The sequence below is a fragment of the Blautia sp. Marseille-P3087 genome (genome assembly GCF_900120195.1).
Classification (GTDB): domain Bacteria; phylum Bacillota; class Clostridia; order Lachnospirales; family Lachnospiraceae; genus Blautia_A.
On the sequence record NZ_LT635539.1, the window covers coordinates 145,271 to 161,004 of the forward strand.

13 protein-coding genes are annotated in these 15,734 nt (G+C 39.7%); 12 read left to right on the plus strand and 1 reads right to left on the minus strand.

Annotated elements, in window-relative coordinates:
- Positions 1–68: 68 nt before the first annotated feature.
- The 7 genes from BQ7344_RS00645 to BQ7344_RS00680 all read left to right on the plus strand — a co-directional run bounded on the left by BQ7344_RS00645 (position 69) and on the right by BQ7344_RS00680 (position 9,049).
- Complete coding sequence (locus BQ7344_RS00645; protein ID WP_072520986.1) at positions 69–1,064, plus strand: acyltransferase family protein; 996 nt, start codon at positions 69–71, stop codon at positions 1,062–1,064.
- Positions 1,065–1,235: 171 nt separating this feature from the next.
- Complete coding sequence (locus BQ7344_RS15810) at positions 1,236–3,374, plus strand: glycosyltransferase (protein WP_083585449.1); 2,139 nt, start codon at positions 1,236–1,238, stop codon at positions 3,372–3,374.
- 137 nt (positions 3,375–3,511) lie between these two features.
- Positions 3,512–4,636: a UDP-galactopyranose mutase gene (glf, locus tag BQ7344_RS00660; protein WP_072520987.1), complete on the plus strand. Its 1,125-nt coding sequence runs from the start codon at positions 3,512–3,514 to the stop codon at positions 4,634–4,636.
- Between the two features lie 42 nt (positions 4,637–4,678).
- On the plus strand, positions 4,679–6,061 hold the full coding sequence (locus BQ7344_RS00665) for an InlB B-repeat-containing protein (RefSeq protein ID WP_072520988.1): 1,383 nt from the start codon (positions 4,679–4,681) through the stop codon (positions 6,059–6,061).
- Between the two features lie 26 nt (positions 6,062–6,087).
- On the plus strand, positions 6,088–6,501 hold the full coding sequence (gene tagD, locus BQ7344_RS00670) for a glycerol-3-phosphate cytidylyltransferase (RefSeq protein WP_072520989.1): 414 nt from the start codon (positions 6,088–6,090) through the stop codon (positions 6,499–6,501).
- 103 nt (positions 6,502–6,604) lie between these two features.
- Positions 6,605–7,972 (plus strand): MBOAT family O-acyltransferase, encoded by a 1,368-nt coding sequence (locus tag BQ7344_RS00675; RefSeq protein ID WP_330392791.1) that lies wholly within the window; start codon positions 6,605–6,607, stop codon positions 7,970–7,972.
- 9 nt (positions 7,973–7,981) lie between these two features.
- Positions 7,982–9,049: a hypothetical protein gene (locus BQ7344_RS00680; RefSeq protein WP_072520991.1), complete on the plus strand. Its 1,068-nt coding sequence runs from the start codon at positions 7,982–7,984 to the stop codon at positions 9,047–9,049.
- Here the strand turns inward: BQ7344_RS00680 and BQ7344_RS00685 are convergent.
- Positions 9,019–9,840 carry a polysaccharide deacetylase family protein gene (locus BQ7344_RS00685; RefSeq protein WP_072520992.1) on the minus strand — a complete coding sequence of 274 codons (822 nt, stop codon included), beginning with the start codon at positions 9,838–9,840 and terminating at the stop codon, positions 9,019–9,021. The two genes, BQ7344_RS00680 and BQ7344_RS00685, sit on opposite strands and share 31 nt — an antisense overlap.
- 510 nt (positions 9,841–10,350) lie before the next feature.
- Between BQ7344_RS00685 and eno the strand changes: the two genes are divergently transcribed.
- The 5 genes from eno (at position 10,351) to BQ7344_RS00710 (ending at position 15,693) form a co-directional block, all read left to right on the plus strand.
- Entirely contained in the window at positions 10,351–11,700 is a 1,350-nt protein-coding gene (gene eno / locus BQ7344_RS00690; RefSeq protein WP_072520993.1) for a phosphopyruvate hydratase, read from the plus strand.
- A gap of 69 nt (positions 11,701–11,769) precedes the next feature.
- Positions 11,770–12,009, plus strand: coding sequence for a preprotein translocase subunit SecG (gene secG / locus BQ7344_RS00695; protein WP_072520994.1), 240 nt, complete (start codon positions 11,770–11,772; stop codon positions 12,007–12,009).
- 70 nt (positions 12,010–12,079) lie between these two features.
- Positions 12,080–14,128: a ribonuclease R gene (rnr, locus tag BQ7344_RS00700; RefSeq protein ID WP_083585450.1), complete on the plus strand. Its 2,049-nt coding sequence runs from the start codon at positions 12,080–12,082 to the stop codon at positions 14,126–14,128.
- Between the two features lie 22 nt (positions 14,129–14,150).
- Positions 14,151–14,618 carry an SsrA-binding protein SmpB gene (gene smpB, locus BQ7344_RS00705; RefSeq protein WP_072520995.1) on the plus strand — a complete coding sequence of 156 codons (468 nt, stop codon included), beginning with the start codon at positions 14,151–14,153 and terminating at the stop codon, positions 14,616–14,618.
- A 118-nt stretch (positions 14,619–14,736) separates the two neighbouring features.
- Positions 14,737–15,693 (plus strand): hypothetical protein, encoded by a 957-nt coding sequence (locus BQ7344_RS00710; protein WP_072520996.1) that lies wholly within the window; start codon positions 14,737–14,739, stop codon positions 15,691–15,693.
- The last annotated feature ends 41 nt before the right edge of the window (positions 15,694–15,734 follow it).

The following is a 15,734-nucleotide window of genomic DNA, read 5'->3' on the forward strand; positions in this document are numbered from 1 at the left end:
GACGGCATCTGACTGTCATCCGAAAGGATGACAGCAGGTGCCGTTTTGAGGGACAGGAGAAGATACTTATGAAAAATAGAATTAAGTTTTTAGATATTGCAAAGGGAATTGCAATTTTAGCAATTATTGCAGGTCATACAGGACCAGATTGGGTTAAACAATTTGTTTTTACGTTTCATGTACCAGTTTTCTTTATTATAAGCGGTTATTTTCTTAAAGAAGGGAATGATGTGGTATTTGTAAAAAAGAAATTAAAACAATTGTTAACACCGTACGTATTTGGGTGCTGTGGTATTGTGTTGGGAAATATTATAAAGGGAATGGTGTATAAACAGAGTATAGATCAACTGTTACATATTGCAAAGACATGGATTTTGGCATCATTATATGGAAGCGGAACGATTGAATATTCAGGTCTGTTTTATGCAAGAAGAATTGGAGCACTATGGTTTTTGCCAGCACTATTCTTTGCAATGATTATTGTCCAGTATTCTATTAAGAAACCATATGGCTATTTATATATTATAATATGTTCCTATGTGGGATATAAAACGACAAATATGTTTTGGCTCCCACTGAGTATTCAGGCAGGAATGTTTGCATCAATTTTTGTATACATAGGATATATGGCAAAAAAACAGGCGATTTTCAGTAAAGATATATCATGGGCTACAGTTGGGGGGGCATTCAGCATCTGGATAATATGTATTTTTTATGGCGGAAAATTCTATCTGGTGAGAAACTACTGTGGAAATGGTATGTTGGATATTTTGGGAGGAATAACAGGAAGTTATGTGATTTTTTTAACATGCAGATTTGTTGAACAGCATATGGAAAAAATGGCAGTAATGTTAACTTTTTTTGGATGCAATTCACTAGTTGCCCTTTGTATCCATACGTTTGATCTGGATGTGATTTCATGGGAATCAATTATTTTATTTGGAAAACAAACTCTAAGGATTTCTGAAAATAGAGTATTATATATTTTGTTAGCATGTCGACTCATAATATATTCAGTTATAATTGCAGGTGCGAATAAAATTGCTTTATATAAAAGAAAGTAAAATGCATTTATGGTTAGTATAAACACATGGAACAAAGGAGTAAGTGGGAGAGGATAATATTGCTTCAATTTTTTTGTAGGATAATATTGCTTCAATTTTTTTTTGTTTAAAAAACTTGATTTATATGATAAGATAGAAATAGCGTACAAATTCAAATAATGGAGGAAGGAAATGGAAGTCAAAGTATCAGTGATTATTCCGGTTTATAATGTTGAGAAATATCTTCGAGAATGTATAGACAGTATTTTAAATCAGACACTTCATGAATTGGAATTGATTTGCGTAGATGATGGTTCTACAGATGGATCACTAGAAATATTGCAGACATATGAAAAGAAAGACAACAGAGTAACTGTACTTACACAGCATAATCAGGGGGCTGGAGCAGCCAGAAATAAAGGACTGCAGATTGCAAAGGGAGAATATCTTTCATTTCTTGATGCAGATGATTTTTTTGCACCGGGTATGCTTGAAGAAGCGTATAGAAAATGTAAATCAGTTAGTGCTGATGTTTGTGTATATCAGGTTTTACGGTATGATGATACCACCAAGAAAACCTGGTTTGATAAAGGATCATTTCGAAAAGAATTTGCACCGAATAAAGAGGTGTTTTCATATAAGGATATGCCGGATCACATTTTGGATTCTTTTCAGAACTGGGCATGGAATAAGCTCATCAGTCATGAACTGGTTAAAAAATATGATCTTAAATTTCAGGAAATATTCCGGACAAATGACTTACTTTTTGTAGCATCATGTATGATCCTGGCAGAGAGAATTACACTTCTTGAAAAGAAACTGGTATATTATCGTGTTGGAATGAAAAATAATTGCCAGGCCACAAATTATAAATTCCCATTGGATTTTTTGCATGCTTTTTATGCAGTGAGAGAATTTCTCGAAAAAAATAATGTATATGTGCAGGTTGAAAAGAGTTTTGTAAATAAAGCTGTATCGGGCTGTGTGTACAATTTAGATTCAATACGTGACAGTCACGCGAGAAAAGTATTATATGATGAACTGAAAAAAGAAGGATTTGACAGGTTAGGAATTAGCGGAAAAGATAAAGAATACTTCTATGATGAGAAAATTTATAAAAAATATCAGGAGATTTGTATGAATAGTTTTGAAAATTATGAAATTTTAAATGGATCTGAGCCGAAAAAAAGAAAATATTTACAGGAAAAATTTCTTGTAAAAACAGAAAAACCAAAGGTTTCTATTATTGTTCCAATATATAACGTGGAAGATTACCTTGTTGAATGTATGGAAAGTGTTGTACGTCAGACACTGGAAGATATTGAAATTATTTGTATCAATGATGGCTCAACAGATCACTCTTTGGAAATTTTGCAGAAATATGCAGAAATGGATTCTCGTATTATTGTTGTTGATAAAAAGAATGAGGGATACGGCATTGGCATGAACATAGGGCTGGATCGTGCTACTGGTGAGTATGTCGGAATAGTAGAACCAGATGATTACGTGCCGCTGAATATGTATGAGGATCTTTATCTGAAAGCGAAAGAGTACGAACTTGATTTTGTTAAAGCAGATTTTTATCGGTTTAAAACCGCAGAAAATGGAAATATGGAATGCGTATATAATCATCTTACTATGCTTAAAGAAAAATATAATGTGGTATTTGATCCGAGTAATGAACCGGAAGCGTTAAGATATGTGATGAATACGTGGAGCGGTATTTATAGAAATGAATTCCTTCGAAAATATAATATACGTCATCACGAAACACCGGGAGCATCTTTTCAGGATAATGGTTTCTGGATTCAGACTTTCTGTTTTGCGAAAAGGGCTATGATTTTGGACAAACCATATTATATGAATCGCCGTGATAATCCGAATTCGTCAGTAAACAGTCCGGAAAAAGTATATTGCATGAATGAGGAATACAAATATATTAAAGCGATTCTCAGTAAAGATCCTGAATTATGGGATAGATTTAAAGGATATTATTCTTTGAAAAAATTCCAGAATTATATTTTTACTCTTAATCGAATTAATGTCAGATTCAAGAAACAGTATGTTGAAGATATTCATAAGGAGCTTACAGAAGCTGAAAAAATTGGCGAGCTTGACAGGGAGATTTTTCCAGATGCAGACAGAGAGCGATTGGATTTACTTCTTGCTGATCCGGAACTCTTTTATGTGTCATACTGTTCAAATACAAATGCTAAAATGAAAAAGCGCGTAGAAGAACTGGAAAATTCAACCACATGGAAAGTTGGACGTGTGATTACATGCATTCCAAGAAAAATAAAAAAGACTGTAAAGAAAAGCGGAAAGAAATGATGATATAAAAAACAGACACATCAGTTGGCTGAAAAAAATTAATCATTTAAGTAATGACCTGAATAAGATGAAACAGGAAATTCAGAAACAGGAATGACAGGTGTTAGTATTGGAAATTTTGCAGGAGGATTGGTTTTATGAACAATCATTATGATTATCTGGTAGTTGGTGCAGGACTGTATGGTTCGGTATTTGCACATGAAGCAAAAAAGGCAGGCAAATCTGTTCTGGTGATCGACAAACGACCGAACATTGCCGGAAATGTTTTTACAGAAGATATAGAGGGAATTCATGTGCACAAGTATGGCGCACATATTTTCCATACAAATAATAAAAAAGTCTGGAACTATATTACTCAGTTTGCAGAGTTTAACCGCTTTACAAACAGTCCGGTAGCGAATTATCATGGAGAACTCTATTCACTCCCGTTCAATATGTACACATTTAATAAAATGTGGGGTGTTGTGACACCGGAAGAGGCAGAAGCCAAAATTGAAGAGCAGAAGAGAGAAGCAGGAATCACTGAACCGAAGAACCTGGAAGAACAGGCAATTTCTCTTGTGGGAAAGGATATCTTTGAGAAACTGATCAAAGGTTATACGGAGAAGCAGTGGGGACGTGACTGTAAAGACCTTCCGGCATTTATTATCAAACGTCTTCCGGTAAGACTGACTTTTGATAATAACTACTTTAATGCACTTTATCAGGGAATCCCGGTAGGTGGATATACACAGATGGTTGCCAACATGCTGGATGGTGTGGAAGTGCGTCTTGAAGAAGATTATCTGGAGAAAAAAGCAGAGTATGATGCACTTGCGGATAAAGTAATCTATACAGGTCCGATCGATGCATATTTTGGATATTCCATGGGATATCTGGAATATCGTTCTGTACGTTTTGAGACAGAACTTCTGGACAAACCGAATTTCCAGGGAAATGCGGCAGTCAATTATACGGACAGAGAGACACCATGGACAAGGATCATTGAACATAAATGGTTTGAGTTTGGCAGGGATGCAGAAGGCAATGATCTGCCGAAGACTGTGATCAGCCGTGAGTACAGTTCCGAATGGAAACCGGGAGATGAACCATATTATCCTGTGAATGATGAAAAGAACGGTGCACTCTATGAGAAATACAAAGAGCTTGCACAGGCGGAAAAACATGTGGTATTTGGCGGAAGACTGGGTGAATACAAATATTATGATATGGATGCGGTGATTGCATCTGCACTTGATATGTGTGAGAAGGAACTGGCATAAATATAAAACCAGCCGCATGCCAGAAATGAAAGAGGAGAGTTTATGAAAAAAATTGCAACAAAATGGAAATGCTTTGGACTGCTGTTGACGCTGGCTTTTGTACTCTGCCTTTCTGGCGGATTACGGGAAGTATCAGCCGACAGTACAACGTGCAGAGTGATTTTTGCGAACTCTAAAGGAAACTATTCCAGTGGAAGTTATCGCAAATGGACAAGAAGTGTAAAAACCGGAACTACTGTTGAACTTCCGAAGGTAACCAGAAAGGGTTATGAAGCCAGATGGGTTACAGAGATCAATGGAAAACAGCGCAGGTATTTACCGGGACAGTCCGTTACGATCAGACAGAATACAAAATTTTGTCTGAACCTGTATAAATTATATACAGTAAGTTTTTATACTGCAAATGGAAAGAAAGAATACAAAAATCTCAGACAGACAGTTGTAGCGGGTGGAAGAATAAAAATGCCGGTTGGATCTTCGAATACCACATATCAGTTCCAGGGCTGGTCAACAAAAGCAGGCGGAACGGTACAATATAAAAGTGGAGCAAGTGTCAGAGTACGGGGTAATATAAAAGTTTATTCTGTGCTGAAGAAACTATCCGGAACTATTTTATGCAAAAACAATGGGACAGTATGGAAAACAGTTTCCGTGTCAGGAACAGAGAAGTTTCCGGAAGTAGCTATGATAAATGGTGATATGTGCCTGGGATGGTCAATGACGAAAGGCAAATCAACACTTTCTGCATCGGATTTCAAAGCAGGGGATAAAATTCCGACAGGAAACAAAATCTATTATATGGTTGTATATAAAAGTACGATGGACAAGGCTCCTTCATCACTGACGACGGCCTCATCTTATGACAGAATTTATTTTGTTGGTGATTCCAGAATGGTGGATACGAAAAGGGCACTGGGTGGATCTGTTCCATCGAACGTACAGTTTGTTGCAAAAGGCCAGCAGGGGCTGAGCTGGTTTAAAAGTACCGGGTACAGAGAATTACTTCAGGCAGTCTCAAAGAGACCCAGAACAACACGCAAGGCAGTAGTGGTGAATCTGGGAGTAAATGACCTGAGTAATGTGGATGCCTATATTACCTATATGAGTGCTGTTGCGAAAAATTTAAAGCGTTATAATTGTAAGATGTATTATCTGTCAGTAAATCCGGTTAATACAGCTATGATTCAGAGGGTAGGAGCAAGCTATCGGACTCAGGCACAGGTGACTCTGTTCAATGCAAAAATTTATCGCAACCTGTGTTACGGAAGAAATAAAACATTTACGTACATCAATACCTGTACAAATCTTCAGACAAAAGGCTGGATCAGCAACCGGTATAATGCAGGAATTCATGATGGTCTGCATTATTCTAATGCGACATACCTGAAAATTTTTGATTATTGTATGAGGGTACTGAACAGGTAATACTTAGACAAACGAGGTAATCTAAAATGAAACGAGTGATCACTTATGGTACTTTTGATCTGCTCCACTATGGACATATCAATCTGCTGCGGAGAGCCAGACAGCTTGGAGACTATCTGATCGTCGGACTTTCCACAGATGAGTTCAATTGGAATGAAAAACAGAAAAAATGTTATTTCTCTTATGAGAAACGCAAACAGCTTCTTGAGGCAATTCGCTATGTCGATCTCGTTATTCCGGAAGAAAACTGGGAGCAGAAGCGTACTGATGTAAAGGAATACCATGTGGATACGTTTGTAATGGGAGATGACTGGAAGGGAAAATTTGATTTCCTGAAAGAAGAAGGATGTGAAGTCGTGTATCTTCCGAGAACTCCGGAAATTTCCAGCTCACAGATCAAAGAAGATCTTCATACGAAAGAGAATAAAGATGCTGTTTAATTCTTACATTTTTATATTTATATTTCTGCCGCTGACATTTTGTGGATATTACGGGCTGCACCGACTGGGCAGCCCGGTTTTGGCTAAAACAGAACTGATACTGATGTCTTTATGGTTTTATGGATATTTTAATCCGAGTTATCTGTGGATCATGTGCAGCAGTATTCTTGTAAATTACATTCTGTCGCAGTTTCTACAGAAACAATGGAAGATTTCAGGGAAAAAACTTCAGATATTGAAAAATGGTCTGTTATGTATTGGACTGTTCTTTAATCTGGGGCTTATTTTTTATTTCAAATATTATGATTTCTTTGTTGAAAATATGAATAAAGTCTTTTTGTCTGATTTTAACCTGCGTCATGTGGTACTTCCTCTTGGAATCAGCTTTTTTACATTTCAGCAGGTATCTTACATGGTGGATTCATGGCGGGGAGAAACGAAGGAATATAATTTTGTGGACTATGCGTTGTTTGTGACCTTTTTTCCACAGTTGATCGCAGGCCCGATCGTGCTTCACAACGAAATCCTGCCACAGTTTGAAGATAAGAAAAACTGGAAGATTCAATGGGATAATCTGGCGCACGGACTTTATATATTTGCAGCCGGTTTAGTTAAAAAGGTGGTTATTGCAGACACTTTGAGTAAAGCTGTTGCATGGGGATATGGAAATCTCGGACGAAACCTTACTTCTGCAGAGGCCATCATCACTATGCTTGCCTATACATTCCAGATTTATTTTGATTTCAGTGGATATTGTGATATGGCAACAGGTCTTGGTTATTTGTTTAATATTCGGATCCCGATGAATTTTAATTCGCCGTACAAAGCGACTTCAGTTGTGGATTTCTGGAAGCGCTGGCATCTGACATTGACCAGATTTCTTCGTACTTATGTGTATTTCCCGTTAGGCGGGAGCCGCAAGGGTGAAAAGCGGACATATCTTAACATTCTGGTGGTATTTCTTGTAAGCGGGCTCTGGCATGGGGCAAACTGGACATTTATTTTCTGGGGATTTTTACATGGAATCGGAAATGCACTTACCCGTATGTTTCAAAAACAGTGGGAACATCTGCACACAGTAATTCAATGGGGATTTACATTTTTATTTGTGAATCTTACCTGGATTTTTTTTCGGGCGGATTCAATCTCACAGGCGTGGCAGTTTGTCAAACGCATATTTGGACTGAAAAGCTTTAGTGTAAGAACAGGACTTCTGAACACGTTCGGACTGAAAGAACTGCAGTTTGTATACCGTCATGTACCGGTAGTAAACAGATTGATTGCTTCAATACGTGGATTTGACATGCTGATTCTGCTTGGCGCCTCTCTGATTTTGTGCGTTGCGTTCAAAAATAATCAGGAGGCAGAGTTTAAACCGGACAGGAAAAGGGCATTTTGCACCATATTCTGTCTGCTCTGGGGAATCTTTTCGTTGTCCGGGGTTTCAGAATTTCTTTATTTCAATTTTTAAGGAGGCATTATGGAAAGTCGCAGATTTGCAAAAACAGTTCTGGCAGGGACTTTGATACTTCTGGTCACAGCCGGCGGGCTGACCGCAGTGATCGACCCGTTTTTTCATTTCCATAAGCCGCTTAAAAATCTTGAATACCCGTTAAACAGGGGAAGTGAGCGTTATCTGAATGACGGAATCATACGACATTTTGATTATGATGCTGCAATTACGGGTACGTCTATGATGCAGAATTTCAAGACTTCACAGTTTGATGAGTTATTTGGAACAAAATCAATCAAGGTAACATTGACGGGTGAAAATTACTGGTCAGTTGATCAGGAAATACGCAAGATTTTTGATGTAAAATCTGATGTAAAATGTATTTTTCGATGTCTGGATTATCATATGGTGTTTAGATATAAGACGGACTACAACTATGAGGGTGTACCGATATATCTTTATGACGATAACCTGTTCAATGATGTACAGTATATCTTTAATAAAGACATTTTCCTGTATAATACACTGGGAGTGATCAAATATAATCTGGAAGGAAAGAAAACTACGGACATGGACACGTACAGCGAGTGGTCTTCTGTTTATCCTTCCGGCAGAGAGTATGTACTTCGTGATTACAGAATGCCAGAGGAAAAGACTGCGGTTCAGAAGGAATTTTCGGAGAGGGATGCGCAGATTGTGCGCAAAAATGTGGAAGAAAATGTTCTGGATATGGTAAGGGCACATCCGGAGACGACTTTTTACTTTTATACTCCGCCTTACAGCATTGTCTGGTGGTATACGCAGCAGTGTTACGGGAACGTTCTGCGCTACTTTGAGGCGGAAAAACTGCAGGCGGAGATGCTTCTTGAGTATGATAATGTGAAGTTGTATTCCTTTGCAGATATGTTTGATCTGACACAGGATCTTGATAACTACAAAGATGACAAGCATTACAATGCAGAAATCAGTGATAAGATCATAGACTGGATTTATGATGGAACCGGTCTTATTACAAAAGAAAATTATGAGGAACGGATCAGCAAAATGGAAGAGTTTTATTTGAATCAGGTATCAGAGAGTTCTTTTAGTGAATGAAACTGATAGCCCATATCTTCCCATTTTGTAAGTAATTCGTCAAGAATCTGTCCGTTGGTAGCTGAAGTATTATGGAGAAGTACGATGGCACCGGGATGGACACGGCTCAGCAGTTTTTGAAAGGCTTCGTCTTTTGAAGGCTGCTGATTTTGTATCCAGTCAACATAGGCAAGACTCCAGAAAAAAGTGGAATATCCGAGGTCTTTTGCCATCTTAAGATTAGAAGTACTGTAGATGCCTTGTGGCGGGCGGTAAAATTTTGTCATTTTTTCACCGGTGACAGACTCATACAATTCTTCTACATCATCAAGCTGTTTCTGAAAAGCGTCGAGGGAGGAAATTCCGGACATATCGGGATGCGTCATGGTATGGTTTCCTACGATATGTCCCTCCGAAACGATTCGTTTGATAAGTTCCGGATTATCTGAAATAAAATTTCCGACGACAAAAAATACAGCTGGTGCCTGGTGTTTTTTCAGTGCATCAAGTATAAGAGGTGTATTTCCGTTTTCATAGCCGCAGTCGAAGGTGAGATAGATCTTTTTTGCGTCTGTATCTTCCGCGTAATAAGCATTGTAGGGACGAAGTTCTTCGATGGAAGCATTTCCGACAGGCCGCTCACCTTCAGTCTGAAAACTGAGCCCCCAGCTGGCAGATTCGGAACTGGCAGAAGCAGGTGTGCAATCACGGAGAGCTGCATGCAGCTTTCCGAGCTGAGCCCCCAGAATAAACATGCCGCAGAAAAGGAAGAAAAGCTTTAGTATAAAAAGGGAACGCTGGATAGATTTCATGGTACCTCACAGAAACTCTTTTTAAAAATATATGCAGAAATGCAAAAAAAAATAGAGCCATCAGATTTTTATTTTCTGGTGGCTCTTTTAAAATTCATTGTCCAATGGATTTTACCTCCTGTATTTGTTTAAAACATCTGGAATTAAAAATTTACGTTCTTGGTGGTCCGTACCTCTCTTTCATAAAATATAAAGGAAATTCATTTCGTTTCTGGTGGTCTGTACCTCGCTTTCCTGAATTATGGGAAATCACTTACGTTTTCGGTGGTTTCACTCTCCTTTTATTTATTTTGTAGTCCCTTTTGTTTTATGAACTAACTATAGCAGACAAAAGGAAATATGTCAAGAAGAAAATAGATAAAATTTAAAATAATTATATATAATCCGTTAAAATAAAAATAAACGAAAAATAGACTGAAAATAGTGACGCAAACATTTGCATAGAAACAGATGGGCAGGGAAAAATAATATGGAAAAACACTATCAAACAAATCTAAAGGAGGTAAAAACATGTTTCGATATCTTCCGGTACGAAGAATTTTTGCAAGACAGGTTCTGGACTCCAGAGGAAATCCGACTGTGGAGGTGGAAGCTACGGTGGGAGAAGGAATTGTAGGAACGGAAGGGTATACAGCAATCGCCAGTGTACCGTCCGGTGCATCTACAGGAAAGTTTGAAGCCGTGGAATTACGTGACGGTAAAAAAGGATATTATACAGGTTTAAGTGTTGAAAATGCAGTGGAAAATGTCAATACCAAACTGGCAGAGGCAATTGTGGGAGAAAATGCACTGGATCAGAAAAAAATCGATGAAATTTTGATTCATGTAGATGGTACAGACAACAAAAACAGTGTCGGAGCCAATGCTACACTTGGTGTTTCTATGGCGGTGGCAAGAGCAGCGGCGATGGCACTGAGGATTCCGCTTTATCAGTATCTGGGAGGATGTCATGCAGGCAGACTTCCGGTGCCTATGATGAATATTCTGAACGGGGGAAGGCATGCTGACAACACGGTTGACCTTCAGGAGTTTATGATCATGCCGGTTGGCGCGCCGGATTTTCGTGAGGGAATCCGGATGTGTGTGGAAATTTATCAGTTTCTTCGAATCCTTCTGAAAGAACGAAATCTTTCTACGGCTGTCGGAGATGAAGGCGGTTTTGCACCGGATCTTAAAGATGCCCGTGCTGTTCTGGAACTTATGACAGATGCAATACAGAAAGCAGGATACAAACCGGGAGAAGACGTGCAGATTGCGATTGATGCAGCGGCAAGTGAACTGTACGATGAGGAAAAAGGATGTTATTATTTCCCGGGAGAGAGCAGACAGAAAGGTAAAGAAATCCTTCGCGATACAAAAGAGATGATAGCATATTATGAGGACCTTCTGGATGAATTTCCGATCATTTCCATCGAAGACGGTCTGCAGGAAGATGACTGGGAGGGATGGAAACAAATGACAGAAACACTCGGCGGGCGTGTGCAGCTTGTCGGAGATGATCTGTTTGTGACAAATATTAAGAGACTCAAATGTGGAATCCGGCTTCAGACAGCGAATGCCATTTTGATCAAGATGAATCAGATCGGAACTTTAAGTGAAGCGATGGATGCAGTCGAAATGGCCCAAAAAGCCGGATATCGGGCTGTTGTGTCACATCGTTCCGGTGAAACTGAGGATTCGTTTATCGCAGATCTGGCGGTTGCAGTCGGTGCAGGGCAGATCAAAACGGGGGCGCCATGCCGTTCTGACCGTACTTCGAAATACAATCAGCTTCTTCGAATCTGTGACACACTGGAAAATACAGCAGTTTACGAAAATCCATTTGTGGGTGAAAATGAGAATTATCAAAAGGAGAATTAATTAAAATAGTTGAAATCAGAATGTCGTTATGTTACAATATCTTCTAGTTGATTAGGAGGTGTAACTGAAATGCAGATTTTGAGAACTATTCTTACTGTAATTTTTGCCATAGATTGTATTGCTCTTACTGTTGTCGTTCTTATGCAGGAAGGTAAGCAGCAGGGACTTGGCGGCGCGATTTCCGGTGCAGCAGATTCCTATTGGGGAAAGAACAAAGGTCGTTCTATGGAGGGTGGTCTTGTTAGAGCTACCACGATTATGACAGTGTTATTTTTTGTACTGGCAGCAGTTTTGAATATGAATTTTTAAGAATTGTCAGAAGAAAACACTCTTGTATGATCACAAGAGTGCTTTTTTTTCTCAAAACAAAGGAGTTTAAGTGAGCAGAAAGAGAGTTCAGGAAAAGAAGAAGTTTTCCGGAAAAAAGAAATTTGTAAAGGGCAGGGCTGTAAAACAAAAGGCTGTAAAACCAAAAAAAAGAGAGATCCGCGAATGGGAGAAGCAGGGTCTGATCCGTGAGGGAATCTTTATCGGAAATCAGAAGGGCTTTGGATTTGTAGAAGTTGAGGGTGAAGAAGAGGATATTTTTATTCCTGCAAATGCGACAGGGACAGCCATGCATCAGGATCATGTGCGGGTACTGCTCGGGAAAGAACCAAAGAAAGGTAAAAGGCAGGAAGGAACAGTTATCCGTATTCTGGAACGCGCGAATCAGGAAGTGGTCGGAACATTTCAGCGGGAACGCGATTATGGTTTTATTCTCTGTGATAACCAGAAATTTTCAAAGGATGTTTATATTTCAGCCAAAAACAGCAAGGGAGTCCGGGATGGTGACAAGGTAGTTGCAGAGATCATAGATTATGGAGATGCCTCGCATAAGCCGGAAGGTCGTATTACAGAAAATCTCGGTAGCATCAATGCACCTGGGACAGATATTCTGGCTATTGTCAAAAGCTACAAGATTCCGTCGGAATTTCCGGTGAAGGTAATAAATCAGGCACTGCGTGTGCCGGATCATGTGCAGGAGGCTGACCGTGATGGTCGTCTGGATCTTACAGAACTTCGTACGGTAACGATTGATGGAGAAGATGCAAAGGATCTGGATGATGCGGTGTCTTTGACAAAAGAAAACGGAATTTATCATCTGGGGGTTCATATCGCAGATGTCAGCAATTATGTACAGGGTGGGAGTGCGCTGGATAAAGAAGCACTGAAACGTGGGACAAGTGTCTATCTTGCAGACCGTGTGGTACCGATGCTGCCGGAACGGCTTTCAAATGGTATTTGTTCGCTGAATCAGGGAGAAGACCGTCTGACACTCAGCTGCCTGATGGATATTGATGAGACAGGCTGTGTAGTGAATCATCAGATTGCAGAAACAATTATACGCGTAGACCGCCGCATGAGTTATAATCAGGTACGAGAGATCCTTGAAGACGGTGATACAGAAATCAGTCGGGAGTGTCGGGAATTGGTGCCGATGTTTTTCCTGATGAAAGAGCTTTCTGCGCTTCTGAGAGGCAGGAGACATAACCGTGGGTCTATCGATTTTGATTTTCCGGAGAGCAAGATCATACTGAACGGTGCCGGAAGAGCCATCGATGTACAGCCATATGAACATAACGTTGCAACTGATATCATAGAAGATTTCATGTTGATGGCGAATGAGACTGTTGCAAAAGAGTATTGCAAGGGCGAATATCCTTTTGTATACCGTACCCATGAAAATCCGGATCCGGAAAGAGTTGAGTCGCTTCTGACACTTCTTCGACATCAGGGAATTCAGGTACAAAAAGCAGGAGAAGAAATTTCACCGAAAGAGATTCAGGAAATACTGGAGAAGATACAGGGAATTCCGAATGAGGCAATGCTCAGCCGTCTGATACTCCGTACAATGAAACAGGCAAAATATACGACAGAGTGCAGCGGGCATTTCGGACTGGCCGCAAAATATTACTGTCATTTTACATCTCCGATCCGCAGATATCCGGATTTACAGATTCACCGTATCATCCGTGATAATATAAGGGGACGACTTAAGAGAGAAGGAAAGACAGAACATTACCGCGAGATTCTGGAAAGTGTAGCAGAGCAGTCAAGCATCTGTGAACGGCGGGCACAGGAAGCAGAGCGTGAATCCGACCGTCTCAAAAAAGCAGAGTACATGTCCTATCATCTGGGAGAAGAATTCGATGGGATTATTTCCGGAGTGACTGCATACGGGCTTTATGTGGAACTGCATAATACAGTCGAAGGACTTGTGCATATCAGCACATTATCCGATGATTACTATACATTTGATGAAGAAAATTATGAACTGAGCGGAGAACTCACAAAGAAGATATACCATCTGGGACAAAAAGTACGGGTTCGCGTGGCAGATGCGGATGCACTCAGCAGGACAGTGGATTTTACAATTGTTGAATGATTGAACAGGGGAGGTGTGGCTCATGGCAAAAAAAGCAGGGATGAAGCTGGTCGCCAACAACAAAAAAGCATTTCATGATTATTTTATTGAAGATACTTACGAAGCAGGAATTGCACTTGCAGGTACAGAAGTAAAATCACTTCGTGCCGGAAAATGCAGTATCAAAGAATCTTTTATCCGCGTAGAAAAGGGTGAGGTATATATATATGGTATGCATATCAGCCCATACGAAAAAGGAAATATTTTTAATAAAGATCCGATGCGCATAAGAAAACTGCTCCTTCACAGACATGAGATCAACAAGATCGAAGGCAGCCTTCAGGAAAAAGGACTGACACTTGTACCGCTGAAAGTCTATTTCAAAAACAGTCTCGTCAAGCTTGAGATAGGTGTGGCGAGAGGCAAAAAACTCTACGACAAGCGACAGGATATTGCGAAAAAAGACCAGCGGAGAGAAGCGGAAAGAGAGTTTAAAGTAAAGAATCTGTAACTCTAAAAAATGTGTGAATTGATGTACATTTGGTTGACAAGATTCTGATACTCTGTATAATTGTATTAAAAGATGATGTTATATAACTATTCCATATTCAGAATAGGAGGAATTATATATGTTTAAGAAAAAATATCTTGCAGTTGCCGGCTTGATGGCTCTTGCAGTCGTGATTTCCGGCTGTGGAAAGAAGAATTCAGGAGATTCCGTAGTACAGGCTACCCCTACACCGACACAGGAGACAGCTGTTACAGCTACCCCTACACCGGAGCTGATAAATATGGAAGAAACCACTGAGAAGAATATAATGGGAGAGAAAACTTCCACCGCGTCAAAGGTTACGATTGTTAATAAGACCGGATCAGAAGTGGCTGCTATTTATATCCGTGAAACCCCTTCAGATGATTCTGAGGACGATGAATGGGGCGATGATCTTGTAAATGGTATGTTTACACTTAAGAACGGTGAAAATGCAGTTTACTATTATGAGAAGGGAACCTCTTCTGCGACATACGATATCCGTATTACGTATTCTGACGAAGAAAAGAATGAGTGCTTTTTCCGTAAACTTCCACTGAAAACTATGAAGCAGATCACACTTCGCATGGACGGAAGCGGCGATGACGCAATCCCATATGCAACTTATATGACGGCAAGCAGCACAAAAGAAGTTTCTACATTAAATGATGTTAAGAAGCGCCTGGGATTGTCGACAGATGATTCTGAAGATGATTCTTCTGTGACACCGACACCGACAGATTCGGACAATTCCGATTCTAACAGTTCTTCGGATTCTGACAGTAATAATGCAAGTCCGACAAGTACACCATCTGCAGATAATAACTCGGGTTCAGATAGTGACAATACAGATCCGACGAACTCCACGATTCAGACCGCAGAAGGATATATCGGCATGTCTATCGATGATCTGGAAAGCGCTGTTGGCTCTGCCCAGTCGTCAGAATATGATGAAGATGATACGACAGGAACAACTGGATATTATTACTATCCAGATTTTACAGTATCTACTTCAGTAGATGAGGCTGGAAATGAAATTGTAACAGGTATATGGTAAAGAATTCTGATTTTACCGGAACCGGATAACAGAAAGGATAA

What these genes read in the sequence shown, in the direction of transcription:
- BQ7344_RS00665 (WP_072520988.1), top strand. Translation starts at nt 4,679, where the DNA reads ATGAAAAAAATTGCAACAAAATGGAAATGCTTTGGACTGCTGTTGACG.
- BQ7344_RS00685 (WP_072520992.1), bottom strand. Translation starts at nt 9,840, where the DNA reads ATGAAATCTATCCAGCGTTCCCTTTTTATACTAAAGCTTTTCTTCCTT.
- eno (WP_072520993.1), top strand. Translation starts at nt 10,351, where the DNA reads ATGTTTCGATATCTTCCGGTACGAAGAATTTTTGCAAGACAGGTTCTG.
- BQ7344_RS00710 (WP_072520996.1), top strand. Translation starts at nt 14,737, where the DNA reads ATGTTTAAGAAAAAATATCTTGCAGTTGCCGGCTTGATGGCTCTTGCA.
- BQ7344_RS00680 (WP_072520991.1), top strand. Translation starts at nt 7,982, where the DNA reads ATGGAAAGTCGCAGATTTGCAAAAACAGTTCTGGCAGGGACTTTGATA.
- BQ7344_RS15810 (WP_083585449.1), top strand. Translation starts at nt 1,236, where the DNA reads ATGGAAGTCAAAGTATCAGTGATTATTCCGGTTTATAATGTTGAGAAA.
- tagD (WP_072520989.1), top strand. Translation starts at nt 6,088, where the DNA reads ATGAAACGAGTGATCACTTATGGTACTTTTGATCTGCTCCACTATGGA.
- secG (WP_072520994.1), top strand. Translation starts at nt 11,770, where the DNA reads ATGCAGATTTTGAGAACTATTCTTACTGTAATTTTTGCCATAGATTGT.
- BQ7344_RS00675 (WP_330392791.1), top strand. Translation starts at nt 6,605, where the DNA reads ATGTCTTTATGGTTTTATGGATATTTTAATCCGAGTTATCTGTGGATC.
- BQ7344_RS00645 (WP_072520986.1), top strand. Translation starts at nt 69, where the DNA reads ATGAAAAATAGAATTAAGTTTTTAGATATTGCAAAGGGAATTGCAATT.
- smpB (WP_072520995.1), top strand. Translation starts at nt 14,151, where the DNA reads ATGGCAAAAAAAGCAGGGATGAAGCTGGTCGCCAACAACAAAAAAGCA.
- glf (WP_072520987.1), top strand. Translation starts at nt 3,512, where the DNA reads ATGAACAATCATTATGATTATCTGGTAGTTGGTGCAGGACTGTATGGT.